Below are 19,307 nucleotides of genomic sequence, written 5' to 3'. Positions count from 1 at the left end.
GTCGCCGGCGCGCGCGCCGGGTCCGCCGCTTCGGCACCGATCGACTGGTCTATACCACTAACCCGCACCGCATTGCCGGAGCCGGGCGCATGAGCACCTCGCATCAGGTGCATGGCATGAGCCTGGAGCTGGCGCTGCCGGACTGGCCGGTGTTGACCGCCGACGAAATCCGTCGCGTGCTGCAGCACTTTTCCGCTCCCGTCGGTAGCGAACTGATTCGCTGGCATAGCGCCCGCCCGTTTTCCGCCGCCGCCTGCGTGGACACCGCCAGCGGCACGCTCATCGTCAAGCGACATCACCGCAGCGTGCGCAATGTCGCCGCGTTGCGCGAAGAGCACGTCTTCATGGCGCATCTGCGCTGGGCCGGCGCAGCGGTGGTCGAGGTGCTGCACGATGCCGCTGGCCGCACCGCCCTGGCCGATGCGGACTGGGTCTACGAAGTGCAGCGCGCCGGGCTCGGCCAGGACCTGTATCGGGATGCCCTGTCGTGGACGCCCTTTATCAGCGTCCCGCATGCGGCGGCGGCAGGTGCCGCGCTGGCACGCCTGCATCTGGCAGCGCAGGGATTCGATGCGCCGCCACGCCGCAGCAGCGTACTGGTGGCCAACCTGGCCCTGTTCGCGCAGGCCGACCCGCTCCGGGCGGTGGAACAGGCCTTGCTGTCGCGCCCCGGCCTGGCCGCCGATTTTCAGGACCGGCCCTGGCGCCGCGACCTGACCGACCACCTGTTGCCCTGGCACGCCCGGGCCTGGTCGGTGCTGTCGGCGCCTGGCGCGCTGCCGCCGCTGTGGACGCATGGCGACTGGCATGCCTCCAACCTGCTGTGGCGCACACACGACGATGGCGACGTCGAGGTCAGCGCGGTGTTCGACTTCGGCCTGTGCGACCGCAGCTTTGCAATGTTCGACCTGGCCACGGCGATCGAACGCAACCTGATTCCATGGTTGAACCTGGATGCGGGACAGCGCGCGCAGCCGCAGCTGGAGCAGCTCGACGCCTTGCTGGACGGCTACGCCCGGTACTGCGCACTGGGCGCCGCGCAGCTGCGGCAGCTGGCCGCCTTGCTGCCGATCGTGCATGCGGATTTCGCCCTGAGCGAGATCGAATACTTCGCCGGCATCACCCGCTCGGCCGACAACGCCGACATCGCCTATCACCGTTACCTGCTCGGCCATGCGGACTGGTTTGCCAGCGCCGATGGCCAGCATCTGCTCAATCACCTGCACGCGCGCGCGCGTCGGTTGCCATGAGCGTTTTTCCTTCTCCTTTTCGAGCCCTGCGCATGCACCTGCCCGCCCCTCTTCACCACCGCCGCCCGCTCGCGCTTGCACTTGCGCTGTGCATCGCCACGCCTGCCCTCGCGCAGCAACAACCCGGTGCCGAGGCGGTCGAACTGGATGCGGTCAACGTGCGTGGCGAGCGCGCCGACGCCAGCACGGCCTTGACCGGCTTCGGTGCCACGCGGCTGCTGGATGCGCCGGCCTCGATCGCGGTGATCGATCGCCAGCAATTGCTCGACCGTCAGGCACGCGTGCTCAGCGAGGTATTGCGCGCGGATGCCTCCGCCGGCGACGCCTACGCCCCGATCGGCTACTACGAGAATTTCGTCGTGCGTGGCTATTCGCTCAACGCCGCCAACAGTTACCGCATCAACGGCCTGAGCGCGGTGGGCGAGCAATCCATTGCACTGGAAAACAAGCAGCAGGTACAGATCCTCAAGGGCCTGGCCGGGCTGCAATCGGGTGTCAACGAACCGGCCGGACTGATCGACTACCGCACCAAGCGGCCCGAGCACGTGCGCAGCGTGACCCTGGGCACCGACGAGCAGGGCTCGCGCTATGTCGCCGCCGACCTGGGCGACTGGTTCGGCGCCGAGCGCAGCCTGGGCCTGCGCGTCAACGCCGCGCGCGAAGACATCAACAACTATGTCGACCACGCCGACGGTTATCGCAATTTCCTGTCGCTGGCCGGCGACTGGAAGATCAGCCCGCAGTCGCTGCTGCAGCTGGATGTGGAGTATCAGCATCGGCAGCAACGCTCGGTGCCCGGCTACCAATTGCTCGGTGGCACGCAGGTACCGCGCGACATCAATGTGCATCGCCTGCTCGGCTACCAGCCGTGGTCGCGGCCGGTGGAGATGGATTCGCTCAATGCGCAGCTGCGCTACGCCTACCAGTTCAACGACAACTGGCGCGCCACCGCTGAAGCATCACGCAGCCGCTCGGTGATCAACGATTTCTCCGCGTTCGCCTGGGGCTGTTATGGCGCGGCCAGTTGCGCCGACAGCGTCACCCCGAATTTCTTCAGCGCGCAAGGCGAGTACGACGTCTACGACTATCGCAGCCCCGACGACACCCGCGTGCACGATCAACTGCGCGCCACGCTGGAAGGCCGTGTGCTCACCGGCGCGCTGGATCACCGCCTGAGCATCGGCGGCGACTGGCTACGCCGCACCATCGATCGCTTCGGTTCGGTCAACGAATTCGTCGGCAGCGGCAGCATCGACCGCGACCCGGAGGTGTTTGCACAGACCGACGTCGCGCTGGACCCGAAGCAACGCCGCCTGGACAGCCGTCAACGCGCGTTGGTATTGGCCGACCGGATCGGTCTTGGGTCGCAATGGGAGCTGTCGCTGGGCGCGCGTTACGTGCGCCTGGACGAGCGCAGCTTCGACCGCGATGGCGTGCTGGAGCGACGCACGCGCAAGGACACGCTGCTGCCGCAGGCCGCGCTGCTGTTCAAACCGCAGCAGCAGGTATCGCTGTACGCCAGCTACGCCAAGAGCCTGGCCGCCGGCGGCACCGCCCCGTGGTTTGCCGACAACGCCGATGAGATCCTGCCGCCGACCAATGCGTACCAGCTGGAGACCGGCGCAAAATTCGATTTCGACGGCCTGCGCCTGGGCGCGGCGCTGTTCGACATCCGCCAGGCCTACCAGTTCACCCAGCCGCAGGCCGATGGTGGCCTGCGCTATGTGCAACAGGGCCGCCTGCACAACCGTGGCCTGGAGTTGTCGGCCGATGGCGCGGCCACCGAGCAATTGCGCGTGTTCGCCAGCGTTGCCGCCATCCGCGCCCGTGCCGAAGACACCGACATTGCCGAGTACGAAGGCCATCAGGCCATCAACGTGCCCAAGCTGCGCGCCAGCCTGCAGGCCGATTACAGCGTGCCCGGCATCGATGGCCTGGCGCTGCTGGCAGGCGTGCAATACAGCGGGCGCAAGTTCGCCGACCGGCTCGGCAACGCCAGCGTGCCGGCCTACACCGTGGCCAACCTGGGCGCGCGTTACGCCACCGCGCTGGGCGGGCTGGCCACCACCTGGCGCCTGAACGTGGACAACGTGTTCGACAAGCGGTACTGGCGCGATAGCGGCGAATACCAGGGTGACGCCTATCTGTTCCCGGGCGCGCCGCGCACGGCACGTCTGACCGTGCAGGTGGACTTCTAAACGCAGCCGATGCGGCCATGCGATCCGCTGACGTGTGAGCTGCACAAGTTACGCGACAGCGGTGCCGCGCGGGCCGAGTGCGCTGCCGGTATCGGCTGCAGGCGGTGAACGCGCTCGGCCTGCTCGCACGCTCACGTTGAACTGTTCTGCGTCCCAGCCACCGATCCATCGTTCATCAGACATCCTTCCCAGACCTTCCATGTCATTGCTCGAATCTGCCGCCGTCGTGATCAACCTGCTGGGCGTCTGGCTGACCGCGCGGCGCATTCGCTGGTGCTGGCCGGTCGGCATCGTGGCGGTGGTGCTGTATGCCTGGCTGTTCTATGAGTGGAAGCTGTACTCGGACATGCTGCTGCAAGGCGTCTACGTGCTGACCCAGCTGTACGGCTGGTGGCAATGGCAGCGCGGGATGGCGGCACAGACACGCATTCGCCCGTTGCCGATGCCGCAGGCGGAGCTGTGGATCTCGCTGTGCATCGGTGCCGTGTTCGCCGCCGCGCTCGGTGCCTACATGCATCACCGCACCGATGCCGCACTGCCTTGGCTGGACGCGGCGCTGGCCAGCTTCAGCCTGGTCGCCAGCGTCTGGGCCGCACGCAAGCGCATCGCCAACTGGATACTGTGGGTCGTGCTCGATTGCGTCTACGTGGGCGTGTTCGTCAGCAAGGGGCTGTACCCCACCGCACTGCTGTATGCAGGCTTCGTGCTGCTGGCCATGTATGGATGGCGCAGCTGGAAAACCCAACAGCAGCAGAACCCGGCAGGCCTTGCCTGAGCCACCTGCAGTTTGCGGGCGCGTTCTTCTTTACCATCGCTGCATGCACCTCTCTTATCCGCCTGCCTTGCATCTGCGCCGCAGCCACCATCGGCAGGTCGCCGCATGAGCGCGTCGCGCCAACACGCCATCACCGAAATCGTCTCCGCGCAGATCGCCGCGGGCGAATGGGGCCCGGATCAGCGCCTGCCGGTGGAGCGCGAGCTTGCCGAACGCTTCGGTTGCACCCGCATCACCTTGCGTGAGGCCTTGCAGCAACTGGAAGCGCAGGGCCGCATCTACCGCGAGAACCGGCGGGGCTGGTTCGTCAGCGCACCGCGCGTGCGCTACGACCCCACCAGCATCGCCGGTTTCATGCAGTACGTGGCGGCGCAAGGGCGCAAACCGCGCACCGAGCTATTGAGTGCCACCCGGCAGGCAGCGGGGGCTGTCTACGCGGCCGCGCTACGGCTGGAGACGCCGTACGACGAAGTCTTCGTGCTGCAACGCCGGCGCTGGATCGACCGCCGCGCGGTGCTGCTGGAAACCAACGTGGTGCTGGCCGCCTGGGCGCCGGGCCTGCTGGAGCACGACCTGGCCGGCTCGCTATCGAGCGTGTTCAACCAGAAACTCGGGCTGTTCCTGAGCCGCGCGCAATTGTCGATGCATCCGGCCGGGCTGGACGCCGCGCAAGCCCTGTTGCTGCAGTCCACCACCGGCACACCGTGCTTCCGGCTGCAGCGGATCAGCTTCGCCGAAGACGGCCGCGCGGTGGAACTGGATATCGAATCCTGGCGTCACGATGCACTGGATGTGGTGGTGCGGACCGAGGCACCGATGCGGTCGGCGCTTTAGCGCCGGGAATCGGGAATCGGGAATCGGGAATCGGGAATCGGGAATCGGGAATCGGGAATCGATGGTGAGCATCACGCGCTGCTTTCTTCGTTGCATCTGTAGTGCATCGTTGCGATGCTCTCTGCGGTTGACCACATGTCGCAGAACCGACTGAGGTGGCTATGGGTACATGCTCAAAAAGATGATGCAGGCCGCAGCATCTGTGCCCGCCTAACAACTGCATTGTTGTTCGCGTCAGTGGCTCTTGGTCATTCCATCGCCGCTCCCGCCCAACGCAGCGGGCAGGCTCGGCCGCGATACCACTATGCGTCGAACAGCCTGCGCTGTGGGTCAGGTGGCGGCAGGTCGGCGAGCAGTTGCGCGAGTTGATCGCGTTGCGCACGTAGCGGGTCGTGCATCAGGAAGTTGGCCAGGCGTGCGTGCCAGGCCGGCCAGCGTGTGGCCAGTGCATCCATGTCGCCATCGGCAGGGCGGCCTTCGTGCGGCGAGGCGACGAAGGCGGTGTCGCACAGCACGTTGCGCCATCCCAGGCCAGCCATGCGCAGGCTCAGGTCCACCAGTGCCGCATACCAGGAGCCATAGCTGCTGGCGTCCAGGCCGCCGGCCTTGCGCCGCGCGCTGCCGCGCAGCAGCACCGCGTGGCCGATTGCCGACGGCAGTTCCGGATGCAATGGCGGCATCGCCGCGCACGCAGCGGCGAGCCGCTCCGGCGCGGCAGGCATCGGATTGAGTTCGCCCAGGCGTGGCCAGCTGCAGGCTTCGCCCACATTGCTCCACGGGGTGGCGGTGGCGATCGCCGCATCACGCGCAAAGCAGGCGTCGAGCTGATTCAACCACCCCGGCAGCGGGCAGGCATCCACACCCAGCACCACCACATCGGCATCGCCGCAGCCGCTGAGCATTTCGTCCAGATGGGCCACCTCGCCGAGCATGCGCTGACGACGGGTGTGATGCGCCTGCAGCCGCGTGCGCGCCAACCAGTGCGCGATCACCGCGCGGCCGCGCGGGCCGGCCTGCGCGTCGTCGGCCAACCACACCCGCGTGCCGGCGGGCGTGGCGGCATCCATTGCGCCCAGACAGGCATCCAGGGCCTCGTCGTCGGTGCCGACCGGCACCAGCACGACGGGCAATGCCGCACTCATTGCGGCTTCTGGCTGGGTTTCAGCGGCTCCATGGCTTTGAACTTCTGGCCGTATTCGTCGGTGAGATTGCGCGCTTCCTGCGGGTTGCGCACGATCGACGGAGTGATCAGCACGATGACTTCGCGGCGAGTGTTGTTTTTGCCCTTGCTCCCGAACAACCCACCGACGACCGGAAGTCTGCTCAGGAACGGCACGCCGTCGCTTGTGTCGGTCGTGCTGTCATCAATCAAACCGGCAAGCATCATGGTGTCGCCACTTTGCACTGCAGCTTCCGTTTTGACTCGACGCGTATTTATGTCGACATTGCAGGCTGCGCTATTGACGGTCGTAGTGGTGGCAGCGGTACACGCTGCCGGACGCGAGCCGGGAGTGCTAATTTCCTGCACGATGTCCAGGAACACCATACCGTCCTTGGTGACACGCGGACGCACCTTCAGGATCACACCGGTATCGATGTATTGCACCGAAGAGAAGCTGCTATCGCTGCCCAGCCCGGTGTTGATCGATGTGGAATTGATGGGGATACGGGAGCCGACGTTGAGCGTGGCTTCGGCATTGTTGCGGACGAAAACCGACGGCGTCTGTAGCAGGCGCACGTTGGTGACACGATCAAGCGCACTGATGACCGCAGCGGCATTCTTTCCAAGAAATGTCCAGCCAAGACCATTGTTGGTAACCGTCCCTGCTATGTCACCCCAGATGTTACGGCCTACTGCCGGTGGCAGACCTGCGCCTCCAGTCGCTGTCGCCGCATTCACCGCATTCTCGAAATACCAATTGACGCCGTAGCTGAGGTCACCGGTCAAATTCACCTCGGCCACCTGCGCTTCGATATGCACCTGCATCGGCATCACATCGAGCTTTTCGATGACGTCGCGGATCGAATTCCACGACTGCGGCGTGGAGCGCACCAGCAAGGTGTTGGTTTCGGCCACCGCCGACACGCCGACCTTGTCGCCTTCCACTTCCAGCGTCACCGCGCCATTGCCGTTGCTGCGCGGCGGCAGTTGCAGGCTGCCGTTGCCCAGTCCACCGCTGCTGCTTCCACTGCCGCTGCTGCCGCCGAAGCTGCTGCCGGAGGAGCTGCCATCGCTGTTTTCGCCGATGCTGCCGCCGGTGGTGCCCGAGCTGCCTCCCATGCTGCTGTCGCGGTTACCCAGGGCGCCGCCGAGCACGCTGGTTTCCGAGCCCGGGGCCAGCGATGCGTTGGAGTCGCTGTTGTTGCCGCGCCCACCGAACACTTCCGACAGGCGGTCGGCCAAGTCCTTGGCCTTGATGTACTTCAACTCGTACGAGAACAGCCGCACGCCGCCACCGGCACTGTCGATGCGGTCCAGCCACTGCTGGATCTGGTCCAGGTAGCGCGGCTGCGGGGTGATCACCAGCACCGCGTTGGCGTTTTCCAGCGGCATGAAGCGGAACATGCCGGCACTGGGCGTCTTACTCTGTTCGCCGAACACCTTCTCCAGATCGGCCGAGACCTTTTCGGCCTTGCCGGACTGGATCGGGAACACACCCACCGACATGCCCGACAGCCAGTCCACGTCGAAGATCTGCACGGTGCGCAGGTAGTTTTCCAGCTCGGCGCGGGTGCCGCCCAGGGTGATCACGTTGCGCGAGGGATCGGTGCCGACGATGGCGTTCGGGCGCGCATAGGGCTCGAGCACCTTCTTCATTTCGCTGGCGGAGATGAACTTCAACGGCACCACGCGCACTTCGAAACCGCGCGCGGCCGACGGCGATGCTGTGCTGGGCGCGACGGTGCCGGCCAGCGCCTGGTCGGCCGGCACGATGTTGTAGCGGCCGCCGCTGAACACCATGCGTGCGTTGTTCCAGCCCAGCACCATTTCCAGCAGGTTCAAGGCCTGCGCCGGCGAGACCGGATTGGGCGTGGCCAGGGTCACGGTGCCCTGCACGCCGGGGGCGATGACGTAGTTCTGCCCGAGCATGTCGCCCAGGATCGCCTTGACCACCGCCTGCACCGACTCGCCTTCGAAGTTGAAGGTGGCGCTGCCGCTGCTGGCCATGCCCAGCGTCGGTGCCGGCGCGCTCGCCGCGCTCTGGTTGATCATGGTGCCGCTGCCACGCCGGATCACCGGGGTGGGCTTGGCGCTGGCATTGCCCTCGGCGCGTTGCTCGGCACCGGTCTGGGTGGCGCCGGCGGCGCCGACTTGCGGGTCCAGGCGCGCGTCGCGGCGCACGTCCGGCGGCGGAGTGGTGGCGCAACCGGCCAGCAGGCCGATCAGCAGGGACACGGGAAACAGGCGCTGCGTCATGCGTTCACTCATTGGGTCTGACCGGGGGTAGAGCCGCTCTGGCGCTGCTGTTGCAGCTGGCGGCGTCGGGCTTCGATACGTTCGCGGATGGCGCGCATCTGATCATCGGAGGGGCGTGGGGCTTCCTGGGCGCCATCGCTGCGCTGCGGCGGCACCGTCGGCGGTGTCTGCCCACCGGGCTGCTGTGGCGGCGTGGCGGGCTGGGTCTGCGGCGGCTGCGTCGGTGCGACCGCGGCGGCATCGGGCGACGGTAATGGCGGGACGGCGCCGGCAGCGCCACGCGCGCCCGCATTGGCGGTGGGCGGTTGCCCGCCCAGGCCGTTGAACACGTGCAGCTCCAGTGTCTGGGTGCCGCCGGGGCCTTCGATGGTTGCGCTGCGCGGCTGCAGGGCGAGCAGGCGCCAGCCCTTGACCGCTTCGCCGCCCAGCTGCACCCGCACCGAATCCTGTGGGTCCAGCGTCAGCGTGGCCATCTTGAAGTTGTCCGTCAGCAGCACGCCGGTCAGGCGCACCGTCGAGGCGGCGCTGCTGCCGTCGTTGCCGGACAGGAAGAACGGATGCGGCAGGCGGTCTTCGGCGAAGGCCGGATGCGCGGCGATCTCCGAATATTTTTCGAACGCGCCCAGCCGTTCGGGTGCCGGTGCCGGCAGGGTGGGCAGGCGCTGCACCAGGGCCGGGTCGTCCGGCAGCAGCTCCACGCGCTTGCCCAGCCCGGCCACGGACAGCACGCACACCAGCAGCGCCCAGCCGACCACGGTGGCCAGCAGCCAGGTGCGCAGGCCGATCATGTCAAGGCGCATTGCTGGCCTCCGCGGCGTCGGGGGCGGCGGGGGCGGCGTCGGTGTTCAACGGCGCGGCACTGGCGCCGGGGCGCAGGTAGCCGGCCAGTTCGAAGGCGATGTCCAGGCCGTTGCCGCTTTCGTTGGGCGAGAGTTGGTAGCGCTGCGCCGACACGTTGAGGTTGTCCACGAACAGGCGCGGGGCGCCGTTTTCCAGGCTGTACAGCACCGAGGCCAGCTCCGGGGTGCCGCAGCGCAGGCGCACCTGCACCGCGACGCGGGTGAAGCGGTCCTTGCTTTCCGGCTGCAGCGGCGAGCGGTTGCTGATCGCGCAGCTACGGTTGCCGGGGCTGGCTTCCACCACGGCGCGTTCCAGCCGCTGCACCAGGCCGGCCGATGCCAGTTCGGCCGAGGTTTCCGGCAGGAAGCCCGGGCGGCTTTCCAGGGTCTGGCGCGCCTGGCGTAGCCGTTTGCTGATTTCCGGCGCCTGCTGCAGTTGCACGCGCACGCGCAGCTCGCGCTCGCGCAGCGCTTGCAGGTCGTCCTGCACGGCGATCATCGGCTGGGTGAACCAGGGGTGCACCAGCACCAGATAGGCCACGCCGATCACCAGCAACAGCAGGCCCAAAGCGATCCAGCGATCGCGCTTAACGCTGCGTGGCATCGGCCGCCTCCTTGGCATCGGGGCCGGCCAGTTCGGCGGTGATGGTGAAGCGGTCGACGTTGCGACCGGCATCGCTCTGCAGTACGCCGGTCAGCGAGGGCGTGCGCCACAGTGGCGAGCCTTCCAGGCGCCGCACCAGCGAGGAGGCTTCGTTGCTCAAGCCGATCAACTGCAATTGCCCGCCTTCGACCGAGAATTTTTCCAGATAGGTGCCGCCCGGCAGACGCCGGCTCAGCTCGTCCCAGATTTCCACCGAGGTGGGGCGGGTGGCGCGTTGCTGCTGAAAGAAGTTGGCCCCTTCGACCAGATCCAGCAATTGCTGGCGTTCGGCGGCGACCTGGCGCGCACGCGCGGCGTTGGCCTGCACCTTGGCACGCAAGTCGTCGGCGGCCTGGCGGCGGTTGTCCAGCAGCAGCCAGCCGGCCACGGCCAGCAGCACCAGTGCGGCGGCGGCCAGCAACAGATTCCAGCGCTGCATTGGGTCGCTGCGCCGCAGCCGCCGTGCCGGCGGCAGCAGGTTCACGCCCAATGGCAGGCCCTGTGCATTGGCGACATCGATGCCGGACAGGGCGCTGGCCCATGCGTCGGGCACGCCGTCCGGGCCATCGATCATGCGCCGCGGCACCACCACCAGTTCGGCATCGAGCTGGCCGTCTTCGCGCACGTCCAGCACGCGCGCATCGAAGTACACCTGGTCGGCAGTGAACGGGGTTTGCCGATCGATCTCGAAGCGCGCCACATCCTGCAGGCGCGCCGCTGCCGCAGCAGGCAGGCGCAACGGACGACGCAAGGCATGCGCGGCCGGCAGCAGCCAATGCCGCGGCAGGCCTTCCAGCGCGGTCGGCAACAAGGCATGCACTTCCTGCGGCTGCACCGGCCACGGCAGGCTGGCGATGGTCTCGCTGCTGTGATCGCGCTGACGCAGCAACTGCAACGCCTGCCCATCGGGCTGCAACAACAGCCGCGACGGCGACAGGCCCAACTGCCATTGCCAGCGCTGCGGCAGCCAGGCCAGCAGCGATTGTTGCCACCAACGCCAGAAGCCTCCGGCTCCCGGCATGGCGCGTACGCCGATACGACCCAAGGTGTCCCGCCATGCGGTCATTGCACTGCTGCTCCCTCTTCCCAACGCAACACGGTATATGCCGACCCAGGTAATGCGGACGCACTGGTGGAGACCACCGCCCGCAACACAGCCTCGCGTCCCTGACTCAGTCGCGCCCGGCTCTCGATACTATAAGTGTCCGACCCACCGACCGTCGCCTCGCTGCCCGGCAAACCCGGCGGCGCGTCACGCTGGGCCAGCAGTTGCCGCGCATCCAGGCCCATCGCGGTCAGCACCGGGCCCGGCGCAAAGCGCGCTTCGGGGCGCGAGCGTCCGCTGTACAGGGTGAGGTTGGGCAATAGCTTGCGATACAGCTCGCCATCCATTCCCAGCACCAGGCGCAACTCGCCCAGCGTTTCGAACGGGCCATCCTTTGCGCCGTACGGCAATCCGGCATCGGCATAATCGCGATCTTCCGCGCCGCCGCCGGGCTGGCTGAGCGAATCGCCATCGCGCCAGTCGACGATCGCGCCGGCAATGCGCGTATCGCGGCCCTGTTCGCCACCGACCGCGCGTACCAGGCCGGCCAGCAGCGCGGGCTCGGCCATGTTCAAGTCCACCTTGCCGCTTTCGTCGGTAATGCGGATCTCCACCGTGGCATCGTCCATCTGCCAACGATAGCGCCGGCCGTCTGCGAGCCAGCGCGCCTGGGTGTCGGTGCTCTGCAGGCGGGAAAGTGCGTATTCCAGCCCGGAGCGCGCGTATTCCTGCGCCTGCGCGCCATTGCGCAGCATGCTGCCCTGCAGCGCTTCCACCCGCGCGGTCAGCGCGAATGCGCCGATCATCGCGGTGAGCAGCGCAATCAGCCACAACACCAACACCAGCGCGGCACCGCGCATTGCGCTCATTGCCCCGCTCCCGGGTTGCTGGATTGCGGCAAGGCCACCACCAGCGGCGGCCAGGCGGCACCGCCGCTACGGATCTCGATGCGCACCAGCAATGGCAGACGGTCGTGCCATTCCCACTGCGGCAACCATGCGCTCAGGCGGCCGCTCTGCGGATCCATCCCGCGATACCGAAAGCTCACCTGCTGCACGTCTTCGGCGAGTGTTTCCGGCGGCAGCGTGGTGCCCTCTTCGATCGACTTGCCCGATTGCAACATGGTCAGCGCGATCCGCAGCGTGCGCTGCTCGCCATCGCCGGCCACCGACAGATCGTGCAGGTACGGCCCGCCGCGGCCCAGGTAATCCGGCACATCGGCGGCAAAACGCAGACGCTGCGGCTCGCCGATGAACAGCATCGGCTGCTGACTCTGCGGGTCGATGCCCATCGCGATCGGCAGTGCCGCCGCCAGCCGCCGGCGCAGGAATTCTTCCACCGCACGCACGCGTTCGCTGCGCTGGGCGATCGCCTCGCCGCGCTGGCTGACCGCGCTGGCCGAGCGCAAGGTGGCAAACGCCAATGCCAGCCCGCCGACCAGCAACATGGTCGCCAGCAATACTTCGATCAAGGTGAAGCCGGCACTGCGCGAGCGACTCATGGCGCGCTGCCCGGCTGCGCCGCAGCCACCAGCCGCAAGGTGCGCCACTGCAGGACCTGGTTGGGCTGCTCGCCCCAGCGCACCACCAGGGTCAGCTGCAGCAGCGTGTGCGCGCCGGGGGAGACCGGCGCCTGCGGATTGCGTCGCGGCTCGTCGTACGGGCGCACATCCATCGACCAACGGAAATGCCCGTCTTCGAAGGTGCCTTGCTGCTGCTCGGGCACCAGCGGTTTGTCCATGCCCTGCGCTGCCAGCAACGATTGCGCATGCAGGGTGGCGCGCGTGCTCTCGTCGGCCGCGCGCACCTGACGTGCGGCACCAGATAGCGATCCCAGCAACAGGCTCAACGCCAACGCCAGCAACGCAAAGGCGACGATCACCTCGATCAGCGTGTAACCGCGCTGGCGCTTCATGGCGCAGGCGTCCGCAACTGCCCGGAACGCACTTCGCCGGTGATCCAGCCCACGTCCACGCGCCAGGTCGCGTCCTTGACGCGCAGATCAATGCGCCCGCCGGTGGAGGCGCCATCGGGGAAGAACTGGATGGCGCCCTGATCCTGCCGCGACTGCACCTGCCGCGCGCCGGTGAAGCGCACCTCCAGCGACGACGGCAGATCGCCGTGATGGCCGCCGGGGGCTTCCCAGCGGCGCTGCTGCGGATCGATCAGAAACCGCTGCGGCGTGCCGGTGGCAATCGCCTGGGTGCGCGTGTAGCGCAGCTGCGAGGCGATCGCCTTGCCGGCGGTGCGCAGGCGCATGCCGTCGATTCCGCCATTGAGCGCAGCGGCAGCCAATACGCCGGCCATCGCGATCAGGGCGATGACCAGCAACATCTCCAGCAACGAACTGCCACGCGTGCGGGGACGACCAGGGCCGACCACTCCACGCGGATGACGCAACGGCTGACACGCAACGCGCATGGCAAACGGCTTATTGGTACTTGATGTCCGCGTCGTAACTGCTGCCACCGGGGCGGCCGTCCTTGCCCAGGCTGATCAGATCGAACGGCTGGCCATCGCCGGGCGCGCGGTATTCGATGGTGTGGCCCCACGGGTCGTTGAGTTCGGCCGGCTTGGCGTACGGGCCCAGCCAGCCGCTGCTGCCACCGGGCTGGGTCACCAGGTCGTCGAGCTTGCTCGGCAACTTGCCGGTGTCGAGCTGGAAATTCTCGATCTTGCCGGCCAGGGTCTGGATCTGCGACTTGGCCAGGTTGGCCTTGCCGCGATCGGCACCACCGAGCACACGGCTGCCGACCAGGGTCAGCACCGCGCCGATCAGGACGATGACGATGATGATTTCCAGCAGGCTCATGCCGGCCTGGCCTGCACGCGACGGACTACGGGTGATGGAGCGCTTGATCATGAACGATTTCCTTGCACGTCGATGAAAGATGCTGCCGCCAGAAGATGACACGGCGGGCATTGCAATGGTTCCCGCATGGGTGTCGCGCGGTCACCGGAAAGTTGTTGTGAATCCGCCGCCACGTTATCCGATGGCATTGGTCAGGTCATACAGCGGCACCAGCACCGAAATGATGACAAGCCCCACTACCGAGGCCAGCACCAGCGTGATCAACGGCACCAGCGCGGCCAGCGCGCGGTCGATGGCTTGCGCGGTTTCCAGCTCGAAGGTGTCGGCGGTCTTGAGCAGCATCGTGTCCAGGGCGCCCGATTCTTCGCCGACCTGGATCATCTGCAGGGCCAGCCGCGGGAAGCGCTTGCCGCGTGCCAGCGACATCGCCAGGCCATGGCCGTTCTTGACGTCGTCGGCCGCGGCGTCGACATCCTCGACCAGCGCCAGATTGGACATCACGTTGCGCGCAATGCCGATTGCCGCCAGCAGCGGCACGCCGTTGCGCAGCAAGGTGCCCAGCGTGCGCGTCAGCCGTGCGGTTTCCAGGCGCGCGATCAGGCTGCCGACCACTTTCTGCCGCAGCAACCACTCATCCAGCGCGGCACGGAACGCGGCATTGCGGCGCTTGCGATCCAGCCACAGCCCCAGCACGCCCGGCACCACGATCAGCACCACCCACCAGTCGCGCACCAGCAGGCCCACGCTCAACACCGCCTGGGTGAACCACGGCAAGGCCACATCCAGGCTTTCGTACATCTGCGCGAACTGCGGCACCACATAGCCGAGCAGGAACAGCAGCGCGCAGCCGACCACCGCCAGCAGGATCGCCGGATAGATCAATGCGTTGATCACCTTGCCGCGCAGCGCACGGCTGCGCTCCAGGTAATCGGCCAGGCGCTGCAGCGTGTCCTGCATGCTGCCGCCGGCTTCGCCCGCACGCACCATGTTGATGTAGAGCTTGGAAAACAGCCCGTGCTGGCGTTCCAGCGCCGAGGACAGCGGCGCGCCGCCACGCACGGTGTCGCGCACATCGCCGATCACGCGCCGGCTTTTGTCGTCTTCGGGCAGATCCATCAGGATCGACAACGCGCGATCCAGCGGCTGACCGGCACCGATCAGCGTGGACAACTGCTGGGTGAACTGCACCAGCGCGGCGTTGTCGAACGGCTTCTTGCGCAGCAGCATGCGCAGCGACGGCGAGTCGTTTTCGCCGGTGGCCAGGCGCGTTTCCACCGGCAGGTGGCCCTGCTCCTGCAGGCGCAGCGCAACGTCCGCGTCGCTGGCCGCTTCCATCTGGCCATCGAGCATTTCGCCATGGGCGTCGAGCGCTTTGTAGCGGTACAGGGGCATCAGGCTGGACGGCCGGGAGTGGAGAATCGGGAATCGGGAATCGGGAAAAGCAGGAGCCTGCGCCGCGTTGGCGCCACCGGGCGCACACGCACGCGTGCAAAACGCATTGCCAGGACGCTGCTCTGCTTATCTTCCGATCCTGAGCATCCGATGCTCGTTGTGGCTCCGTTGACTCTCACGCATCCTCCGTCACGCGCAGCACTTCTTCGATGGTGGTTTCGCCGCGCAAGGCCTTGGACAGGCCGTCCTCGTACATGGTGCGCATGCCGGCCTTGCGCGCCAGTTGTTCGATCTCGCCCATGCCGGCGCGGCGCATCACCGCGCGCCGCAATTCGTCGTTCATCACCAGGAATTCGACGATGGTGGTGCGGCCCAGGTAACCGGTCGGCGCGGCAGCCGAGGCACGCGGACGATACAGGTAGATCTCGCCGTCCGGTTGCAGCCGGCGCAGATTGAAGCGTTCGATTTCTTCCGGCGATGCCAGATAACGCTCGGCGTTGGCCAGGTCGAGTTTGCGCACCAGGCGCTGTGCCAGGATGCCGTTGATGGTGGAGGTGAGCAGATAGTCTTCCACGCCCATGTCGAGCAGACGGGTGATACCGCCGGCGGCGTTGTTGGTGTGCAGCGTGGACAGCACCAGATGGCCGGTGAGCGCAGACTGGATCGCGATGCGCGCGGTTTCCAGATCGCGCATTTCGCCGATCATGATGATGTCCGGATCCTGACGCACGATGCTGCGCAGCGCGTTGGCAAAATCCAGCCCGATCTGCGGTTTGGCCTGGATCTGGTTGATGCCTTCGATCTGGTATTCCACCGGGTCTTCGACGGTGATGATTTTCACATCCGAGGTGTTGAGCTGGCTCAACGCGGTGTACAGCGTGGTGGTCTTGCCCGAACCAGTCGGGCCGGTCACCAGCATGATGCCGTGCGGTTGCTCCAGCACCTTGCGGAACTGCGGCAGAAACTCTTCGGTGAAGCCGAGCTTGTAGAAGTCGAATACCACCGTTTCGCGATCGAGCAGGCGCATCACCACGCTCTCGCCGTGCGCGGTGGGCACGGTGCTGACACGCAGATCCAGCTCCTTGCCCTGCACGCGCAGCATGATGCGGCCGTCCTGCGGCAGCCGGCGTTCGGCGATGTTGAGCTTGGCCATGATCTTGATGCGGCTGATCACCGCGGCGGTGAGCTTGGCCGGCGGGCTTTCGCCTTCCACCAGCACGCCGTCCACGCGGTAACGCACCTTGAGCCGGCTTTCGAACGGTTCGATATGGATGTCCGATGCGCGCAGTTCCACCGCGTGCTGGATCACCAGATTCACCAGCCGGATCACCGGCGCTTCGGACGCCAGGTCGCGCAGCGCTTCGATATCGTCGCTGCTGTTGGCATCGCCATCGGCGGTTTCCACGATGGTGCCCATCGCGCTGCGGCCCTGGCCGTACCAGCGCTCGATCAGGTCATCGATTTCCGAGCGCAGGCCGACCTGCAGCAACAATGGGCAACCGGTCGCAAGCCGCACTGCGTCGATCGCGTAATCGTCATAGGGATCGGCGATCCACAACTCCAGCCGGCCATCGCGTTCGCCGACCGGGCATAGATGAAATTGTTTGAGGAAGCGTAGCGACAGCCCCTGCACGTCCGGCAGCATTTCCGGTGGGGTATCGCCGAGCTGGCGTGCATCCACCAGCGGCAGACCCAGCACATCGGCGCAGGTCTCCGCATGATCGCGTTCGGACACCAGGCCCAGACGGCCCAGCAAGGCCAGCAGGCCCATACCGGATTCGGTCTGCAACTGGCGCGCGCGCAGCAGATCGGTGTCTTTCAGACGACGGCGTTCAAGCAGCGCTTCGACGATGCGTGTCTCCGCACTGCGATGCTCAATTGGATCGACGGCAACCGCGTTCACACTCGTCTCCACTGGTCCGGCGCCGACTGTAGCAGTTTGCCGCGACGATCAACCGTACGCATCTGAATCGTCCTGAAAAACGATGCCCCCGGTGATTGGCCGGGGGCATCGGTCACACTATGAGACGGCTTACTGTCGTGCGACGAGCGTCAGCTTCGCGTAGTCGGCAGCGCCCACCAACTTGATGTAGTAGGTGCCGGCCTTGGGGGCAGTGAAACGCACGGTTTCGCTGTTGCCCGGGCGGGTCGACTTGGCGTCGTAACTGGTGGCGCTGGGCTCGGCTTCATGGCTGACGTACACCGACACATCGCCGGTGCCGCCATAGGTCATGAAGCTGAGCACGGCACCGGCCTTGGCTTCGAAGCTGTACAGCGTGGAACTGGCGTAAGCACCGCTCAGGCCGGTCAGCGGGGCCTTGTTGGTCAGCGCGATGGCGGTCGGCGCGCAGCTCTCGGTGGCCGGATCGCAGGGCTCCACCAACACCGCTTCCAGCGCGGCCTTGGCATCGACGATGCCGCTGCCGATCGGGGTGCTGGCCGGCGGGGTCACCGGGAAGCGACGGCTGGTCTGCTTGAGCAGGGCTTCCACCGCAGCCGGGGTCAGCGGGCCATCGCCCAGACCGATCGCCGCGCTCTGCACCAGGGCGACGACACCGGCCACGTGCGGCGATGCCATCGAGGTGCCACCCAAGCCCATATAGGTATAGGTGCCCGAGGTCGGCGTGGTCGCACCGGTGTAGCCGGCCTGCCAGATGTAACCGCCCGGATTGCCGTCCACGCTGCCACCGCCGCCCGGGCCGGACAGGTCGACCTTGCTGCCGTAGTTGGAGTAGTAGGTGATGCCGCCGGTGATGCGCGTGGCACCCACGGTGATGGTGTTGTTGCAGCTGGCCGGCGAATGGTTGGCCGCATCCTCGCCGCTGTTGCCGGCCGCCACCACCACGGTGGTGCCGCGCGCGACCGCGCCGTTGATCGCCAGCTGGGTGGCCGAATCGCAGGGCTCGCCGCCACCCAGGCTCATGTTGATCACCTCGGCCGGGTTGGTGTTGGCCGGCACGCCAGCGACCGTGCCGCCGGACGCCCAGACGATCGCATCGGCGATGTCGGAGGTGTAGCCGCCGCAACGGCCGAGCACGCGCACCGGCAGGATGGTCGCCTTCGGCGCCACGCCAGCCATGCCCACACCGTTATTTGTCGCCTCGGCCACGGTGCCCGATACGTGGGTGCCGTGCCAGGAGCTTTCCTGTGCCACCGAGCCGTCATAGCAGACGTTGTCGGCCTCTTCCCAGTCGCCGTAATCCAGCGCGCCCGGCACGCGGGCATCGGTGGGACGACGCGAGACTTCGGCATCGGTGATGAAGTCGTAACCCTGCAGCAGGTTGCCGGCAAAGTCGGGATGGCCCGGCAGGATGCCGGTATCCAGCACTGCCACCACCACGCCCGCGCCCTGCGACAGATCCCAAGCGGCCGGCGCATTGATGCCGCCGTTGGGGTTGCTCAGATGCCACTGGTACTGCGCGTACAGCGGATCGTTAGGCACCAGTTGCGGGGTCACGTCGGTGGCGGCGACGCTCTTCTTGATGTCGACCGGGCGCAGCATGCGATCGATCTGCACGTCGGCCACGGACGGGTCGTTCTTGAGCTCGACCACCACCTTGTCCACCTGGGCGGTGGTCAGCGTGCTGGACAGCTTGATCAGGTCCGAGCCGATGCCGAGCTTGCGCACATACGTCGCCTTGGCGGCGGCTGCGCTGCTGCGTGCGCCGGTGCTCGCACCGACACGGCCGACCGCAGCCTGCACCGCGCTCAGCTTACTGGCGCGATCGGTCGCGGCAGCAGTGTTGTCCTTGTAGCGCACGATCAGGCGGCTACTGAACGCAGCGCCGGCCGATGCTGCCTGGGTCGGTTCCTTGACCAGCAGTTTCGGGGCAGCAGCGAGCGTGCCCGATGCACCGAGCGCCATCATCAGGATGGCGCCGGTCAGCGGGGAGAGACGGAAATTCTTGTCGATCACGGTGAAGTCCTCTTCGTGTTTTTCGTCGATCAGCTGGGAGCGGCTTCCGAACTGCGGCGCAACTGCGGTGCAGCGCGCTGCGTTCGATCAGCCACTCCTGGTAAGGCCATCACTCCATCGAATCCGTTGGCCGGCCCAGCCACGGTCCTTGCCCGCCCCCTCAGGCCTTGCTCTGGCGCGGCGGCG

Annotated in this window: 17 protein-coding genes; 4 read left to right on the top strand and 13 right to left on the bottom strand. The window is 66.9% G+C overall.

What is annotated here, in order from left to right:
* Positions 1-89 precede the first annotated feature (89 nt).
* From AC1KVE_RS12190 to AC1KVE_RS12175, 4 genes are all read left to right on the top strand, one after another.
* Entirely contained in the window at positions 90-1,250 is a 1,161-nt protein-coding gene (locus tag AC1KVE_RS12190; protein WP_184458214.1) for a phosphotransferase enzyme family protein, read from the top strand.
* A gap of 32 nt (positions 1,251-1,282) precedes the next feature.
* Positions 1,283-3,448 (top strand): TonB-dependent receptor, encoded by a 2,166-nt coding sequence (locus AC1KVE_RS12185; protein WP_481092127.1) that lies wholly within the window; start codon positions 1,283-1,285, stop codon positions 3,446-3,448.
* Between the two features lie 199 nt (positions 3,449-3,647).
* Entirely contained in the window at positions 3,648-4,223 is a 576-nt protein-coding gene (gene pnuC, locus AC1KVE_RS12180; RefSeq protein ID WP_046344324.1) for a nicotinamide riboside transporter PnuC, read from the top strand.
* Between the two features lie 105 nt (positions 4,224-4,328).
* The gene (locus AC1KVE_RS12175; protein ID WP_104541638.1) at positions 4,329-5,057 is read left to right on the top strand and encodes a UTRA domain-containing protein; all 729 of its coding nucleotides are present in this window, start codon (positions 4,329-4,331) and stop codon (positions 5,055-5,057) included.
* A gap of 302 nt (positions 5,058-5,359) precedes the next feature.
* On the opposite strand, the gene AC1KVE_RS12170 is transcribed toward AC1KVE_RS12175, so the two are convergent.
* From AC1KVE_RS12170 to AC1KVE_RS12110, 13 genes are all read right to left on the bottom strand, one after another.
* The gene (locus AC1KVE_RS12170; protein ID WP_046344326.1) at positions 5,360-6,199 is read right to left on the bottom strand and encodes a glycosyltransferase family 2 protein; all 840 of its coding nucleotides are present in this window, start codon (positions 6,197-6,199) and stop codon (positions 5,360-5,362) included.
* Positions 6,196-8,487, bottom strand: a complete 2,292-nt coding sequence (gene gspD / locus AC1KVE_RS12165) for a type II secretion system secretin GspD (RefSeq protein ID WP_481092126.1) — start codon at positions 8,485-8,487, stop codon at positions 6,196-6,198. Before gspD ends, AC1KVE_RS12170 begins: the two co-directional genes overlap by 4 nt.
* Positions 8,484-9,275, bottom strand: coding sequence for a type II secretion system protein XpsN (gene xpsN / locus AC1KVE_RS12160; protein ID WP_184458208.1), 792 nt, complete (start codon positions 9,273-9,275; stop codon positions 8,484-8,486). Before xpsN ends, gspD begins: the two co-directional genes overlap by 4 nt.
* Entirely contained in the window at positions 9,265-9,918 is a 654-nt protein-coding gene (gene gspM, locus AC1KVE_RS12155) for a type II secretion system protein GspM (protein WP_184458206.1), read from the bottom strand. Before gspM ends, xpsN begins: the two co-directional genes overlap by 11 nt.
* Positions 9,902-11,023 carry a PilN domain-containing protein gene (locus AC1KVE_RS12150; protein ID WP_024939114.1) on the bottom strand — a complete coding sequence of 374 codons (1,122 nt, stop codon included), beginning with the start codon at positions 11,021-11,023 and terminating at the stop codon, positions 9,902-9,904. Before AC1KVE_RS12150 ends, gspM begins: the two co-directional genes overlap by 17 nt.
* The gene (locus AC1KVE_RS12145; RefSeq protein WP_016901924.1) at positions 11,020-11,871 is read right to left on the bottom strand and encodes a type II secretion system minor pseudopilin; all 852 of its coding nucleotides are present in this window, start codon (positions 11,869-11,871) and stop codon (positions 11,020-11,022) included. The genes AC1KVE_RS12150 and AC1KVE_RS12145 overlap by 4 nt, the downstream gene beginning before the upstream one ends.
* Positions 11,868-12,503: a type II secretion system protein J gene (locus AC1KVE_RS12140; protein ID WP_016901925.1), complete on the bottom strand. Its 636-nt coding sequence runs from the start codon at positions 12,501-12,503 to the stop codon at positions 11,868-11,870. The genes AC1KVE_RS12145 and AC1KVE_RS12140 overlap by 4 nt, the downstream gene beginning before the upstream one ends.
* Positions 12,500-12,916, bottom strand: coding sequence for a type II secretion system protein XpsI (gene xpsI, locus AC1KVE_RS12135; protein ID WP_029218999.1), 417 nt, complete (start codon positions 12,914-12,916; stop codon positions 12,500-12,502). The genes AC1KVE_RS12140 and xpsI overlap by 4 nt, the downstream gene beginning before the upstream one ends.
* Positions 12,913-13,422: a type II secretion system protein XpsH gene (xpsH, locus tag AC1KVE_RS12130; protein ID WP_184458204.1), complete on the bottom strand. Its 510-nt coding sequence runs from the start codon at positions 13,420-13,422 to the stop codon at positions 12,913-12,915. The genes xpsI and xpsH overlap by 4 nt, the downstream gene beginning before the upstream one ends.
* 10 nt (positions 13,423-13,432) lie before the next feature.
* A complete protein-coding gene (gene gspG / locus AC1KVE_RS12125) occupies positions 13,433-13,864 on the bottom strand; it encodes a type II secretion system major pseudopilin GspG (protein ID WP_024939118.1) in 432 nt (143 codons plus the stop codon).
* Positions 13,865-13,987: 123 nt separating this feature from the next.
* A complete protein-coding gene (gene xpsF, locus AC1KVE_RS12120) occupies positions 13,988-15,205 on the bottom strand; it encodes a type II secretion system protein XpsF (protein ID WP_047129329.1) in 1,218 nt (405 codons plus the stop codon).
* 175 nt (positions 15,206-15,380) lie between these two features.
* A complete protein-coding gene (gspE, locus tag AC1KVE_RS12115; protein ID WP_167709711.1) occupies positions 15,381-17,108 on the bottom strand; it encodes a type II secretion system ATPase GspE in 1,728 nt (575 codons plus the stop codon).
* Positions 17,109-17,237: 129 nt separating this feature from the next.
* The gene (locus AC1KVE_RS12110) at positions 17,238-19,121 is read right to left on the bottom strand and encodes a diffusible signal factor-reguated S8 family serine peptidase (RefSeq protein WP_016901936.1); all 1,884 of its coding nucleotides are present in this window, start codon (positions 19,119-19,121) and stop codon (positions 17,238-17,240) included.
* Between the last annotated feature and the right edge of the window lie 186 nt (positions 19,122-19,307).

The sequence above is a fragment of the Xanthomonas sp. NCPPB 2864 genome (genome assembly GCF_056675615.1).
This window is presented reverse-complemented; position numbering and strand designations above follow the sequence as displayed.